The sequence below is a fragment of the Neochlamydia sp. AcF65 genome (genome assembly GCF_018342435.1).
Lineage (GTDB): Bacteria > Chlamydiota > Chlamydiia > Chlamydiales > Parachlamydiaceae > Neochlamydia.
Window position 1 is genome coordinate 1 of the sequence record NZ_JAEMUE010000030.1, and the last position, 3,912, is coordinate 3,912.

The 3,912-nt window shown below is 36.3% G+C and carries 4 protein-coding genes; 3 read left to right on the forward strand and 1 reads right to left on the reverse strand.

The window, feature by feature from the left end; all coding sequences use genetic code 11:
* The coding region (locus NEOC65_RS02780; protein ID WP_213155649.1) for a hypothetical protein at positions 1-501 on the forward strand (501 nt) is incomplete at its 5' end.
* Here the strand turns inward: NEOC65_RS02780 and NEOC65_RS02785 are convergent.
* The gene (locus NEOC65_RS02785; protein WP_213155650.1) at positions 498-2,564 is read right to left on the reverse strand and encodes a hypothetical protein; all 2,067 of its coding nucleotides are present in this window, start codon (positions 2,562-2,564) and stop codon (positions 498-500) included. The two genes, NEOC65_RS02780 and NEOC65_RS02785, sit on opposite strands and share 4 nt — an antisense overlap.
* A gap of 430 nt (positions 2,565-2,994) precedes the next feature.
* Here NEOC65_RS02785 and NEOC65_RS02790 point away from each other — a divergent pair, with 430 nt between their 5' ends.
* Together NEOC65_RS02790 and NEOC65_RS02795 are read left to right on the forward strand one after the other, a co-directional pair.
* Entirely contained in the window at positions 2,995-3,264 is a 270-nt protein-coding gene (locus NEOC65_RS02790; RefSeq protein WP_213155651.1) for a transposase, read from the forward strand.
* Positions 3,265-3,432: 168 nt separating this feature from the next.
* On the forward strand, positions 3,433-3,912 hold a 480-nt coding region (locus NEOC65_RS02795), incomplete at its 3' end, for an F-box protein (RefSeq protein WP_213155652.1).

Below are 3,912 nucleotides of genomic sequence, written 5' to 3' on the forward strand. Positions count from 1 at the left end.
GAAGGAGAGCTTGAGCCTTTACCTTCAGATAAGTACCTCAAGAAAAGCCAAGTTAAGCTTACGGTTTGCGACTATAATCAAAGCCAATTAGTGGTCGGGTTTAGCGATGGAACAATTGCCTGTTATGAGTCTGCTAATGGAAAATTCATAAGAGAGAAATTGATGACTTTTCGTGCTATTAGATTTCTTCAGGTGGGCAAGGAATACTGTATTACGGCGGCTAATCCAGACTTCTTTTTTGAAATGCACCCACTTTCTTTTACTGATCTAGATAGGAAACGCCTCTATGCTAAGCGGCCAGGAAAAGCTGAAGAAGTAATTGCCAAATTGAGAAGCTTTTATTCTAACAAACGAAGCGTAGCCAGTTGTGATACCGATGGCTGGCTAGAGCAATGGAAGTTTAATGGGATCATTGGTCCAAAAAAGGGAAGTATTTCTCAAGATAAGGATAAGAATGAAAGGCCGTTTGCTTGTGGCCTTCCATCCTTTCTCTTAAGCTAAGAGGAGGGACTGTGAGGCCTAAGGGGTTTAATTAAAAATATTTGTAAGTCCTGAAGATTTGACTCTTCTTCGGAAGTATTCCCTATCTGCTCCGTTAGCTGCTGGGTAGCTTTAGATTGTAATTCAACATATGTTTGGTATCTTAGTAATGCTTGTTTAAGTTCACTTATCATTACCGGAATATCTAGTCGAGTGTTCGCGAAGAAAAGATGTAGATCATTTAAAATTTGAGGAATCCTTCTGTCTTTCTCTTCATTATGAAGCATCTCTTCAATAGCTTGCTGCATGCCTTGTTTTAAATGTTTAATCCCTTCCTCATATCTCTCAATGGTCTCTGGTATTTCTTTTTTTGCTATCTTATAGGAGAAGCTAGCTTTTTCAGCTTTCTTTTTCGCCCTTTCGTATTCACTTAATGTGTTTTGTTTGCTTAGAAGTTTTGCTTTCAATTTTTCTAATTTTTTTTCCATTAATTCTTTTTCTTCTACTCCTATCCCTGCCTCTAATTGATTTTGTTCTGAAAGTTCTAGAGTGGATTTGAATTCTTCTATCTGCTTTTTTAAGTTTTTTATTTCTACTCTTAACTCCTGTGGGGTTCCTATAGCTTCTCGATTTTTATTGTATTCCTTATCTAATTGTATGGCCTCTTGTCTAAACTTATCTAGCTCTACTTCTTTTTCCTTGATAGCTGTCGCTTCTCTCTCTATTAATTTATTATAATGCTGAATAGAAGCATACGAATTCATTAAAGGTTTATAATCGTAGGTAGTTACTCTTTGTAAAGCTTGGACGAAGTGATTTAGAGCTTCATTGCCTTTATATCTTGCACTAAGATACTGAGATTGCTCGTGCAGAGCATTTATCCAGCTATAAGCCTCATGGATGAATTCTATTTGTTTAATAACAGAGGAATGATCTATCGAAGATATAAGCTTAGAGAATCTACTCCACTGGAACAAATTTCCTCTTAGTAATTCTAGTGTCTCCCTTTCTCTGTCTCCTGCTAGCTCATGTTCTTCTAGTAACCTGGTTAGGTAGCGACCTAATTCTTGTGTAGCCTCTCTAGGCGCCATCTTTCCATTGGCTACCTCTCGGAGGAATTTAATGGCCTCTGGGCGACCATTGGCTTCTATAAAATCATCCACTTTATTTAATTCTGAAGGTGCTATTAAAGTGTGATTGTTTAAATAATAAAATGCTTTCTGCTTATTAAATAATGATAGGTTATAAGGGTGGGGGAATGCACTCTTCCATAATTCATTTATTTGTAGATAAAGCTCGCTTCTTTCTTCCTGGATAATTTTTACTATTTCTTCTACATTTTCTTTAGAAACTCCTAAGTCCTGCAGCCTATCCATTAGAACAGAGGGAATTTCTTTTTTTTCTTCTATTAAGTTTCTAATAGCTTCTATGAATGTATTTTTAAGGCCTTCAAGATAATTATCTTCAATTTCTGCAAATATCGAGTGGTGGCAAGCTTCATCAGGTGAAGAGCCTTGGTATAATTGAAATTTAGCTGGCATCCACTCAGGGAAGCAGCGAGAATTGTGGTAGGCTACACATAAATGAAAAAAAAGAAGTAGGCGAGCTTTAGCATGCATTTCAATAAGCTTAGGAAGCTTAGCCTTATCAAGGCGATCAGAATTGTTCCAGTTGTCTATCGACTGTATCAATACCCCAAGTTCTTGAGAAAGTCCTTTCTTCTCTGCAAGGCTCCCTGCAAAAAATGGAATGAACTCTCGACCATTAATTACCACTTCACGTGTACGAGAAGGGTCCCAGGCTATGTAAGTAGCTAGAAATAATAAAGGTTGCTGCTCTCTTGCTATATTGATGCGGCTTTCCATTTCTTTTTCTCCGCTGCTCTCATTGAAAGTATGATCGCTTAGTAAAGCAGCGGGAGTGGTAGAATGAGGAGAAATGTTGGCTGCGGAAATTCTAGCAATTTTATTACTAGATTTTTCAGTTTTTTCCTCTAATTTATTACTCTTTTTTTCCGCAGTATTCCTTTCTGGTGGAGGAGCTGGGGGAGAAGGTGAAGATGAGCTAGAAGTGTTAATATTCATTATAACTCTTTTTTTATTAAATTATCTTATTAATTAACTTTATTATATATTATCTAGATAATAATTTAAATTAACAATATTAAATATTAATAAAATAATAAAATAACTTTATTTAATTTATGGGTTGATTAAATATTACTATTTAATAAAGAGTATGAATGCATCTTAGAGACAGTCAAGGCGATCGCTTTGCCAAAGCTTAAGGCAAGTTAGCGGAACTTAAGTGCTGCTATAGCCGATAGCCAAAGTGTCAAAACAACTGAAAAAAAGGGCTTTGTGGATATGAAGATGACGAGAAAGTTAAAGGTAGGAAAAGACACCTATTGGTGGATCACTTAGGAGTGTTAATAGCAAGTGTAGTAAGCAGCGCAGCTTGTAGCGACAGAGATGGGTCAAAAGCGTTATTTTATTATCTCCAGGGAAAAGTTGTATGTTCAAAAAAATATTTGCCGATACAGGATATAGCGGGGAAGAGATGAAATTAGAAGCAGCTTTACATAGTATTGATTTAACAATCATTAAAAGATCTAAGCTAAAAGGATTTCATCTACAAGCAAAAAGATGGATAGTAGAAAGAACATTTGCCTGGTTTGGCAAATGCCGCAGATTAAGTAAGGATTATGAGGCCTTACCAAACACCAGCCAAGCGTTCCTCTATTTAGCTATGATACGTCTGATGGTAAGAAGAATAGAGCCATAAATTAATTCAGAGAATGTCTCTAAGAGGGATATTTTGAATGATTGTATATATAGATCATTATTGTTTGATGCAAATATCTATTTTATAGTATGCCTGTTATTAAATAATCGTTTAATAATCTCTCTGTTTGATTTTTTAACCTTAATTTGAATGAAAAAGGAAAAAGCGATGGGAGTAAATTTCAATCCTAGCTTTAATCATCTACCTAATGAGCTACAAGTAGCTATCTTTAGTTTGTTGCCAGAAAAAGATTTAGGCATGGCCGCTTTAGTCAGTAAGCCCTGGAAGCAGCTAGCAGAAGACCCTTTTTTATGGAAAAAGCTATTTTGCCGCCGCTGGAGCAACCTTACCCAAATTAAAACTTCACGCTTCGGCTGGAAAAAGATTTATAAGAAAAAGTATGTTCTTGGAAAGCTGCGCTCCTCTTTTTCTCCTGAACATTTTCATCATCAGATGCATAAGCTTCCTCTGGCTGGCTCTCCAGAGATTTTAGAATTAAAGGTCAAGAAAGATCTAGCCTTTTTGAAAATGACAGCGGGGACAGCCCATCTCTATAAACTGAACAGAAAGACAGGTAGGCTGATTTTTGATAATTTAAAGGATAAGCATGCCCATTTAATCCATTGGAAAGGCAACCATCTTCACTTG

Bases quoted from the DNA above. Each gene is read 5' to 3' on its own strand.
- NEOC65_RS02785 (WP_213155650.1), bottom strand. From the start codon at position 2,564: ATGAATATTAACACTTCTAGCTCATCTTCACCTTCTCCCCCAGCTCCT.
- NEOC65_RS02790 (WP_213155651.1), top strand. From the start codon at position 2,995: ATGTTCAAAAAAATATTTGCCGATACAGGATATAGCGGGGAAGAGATG.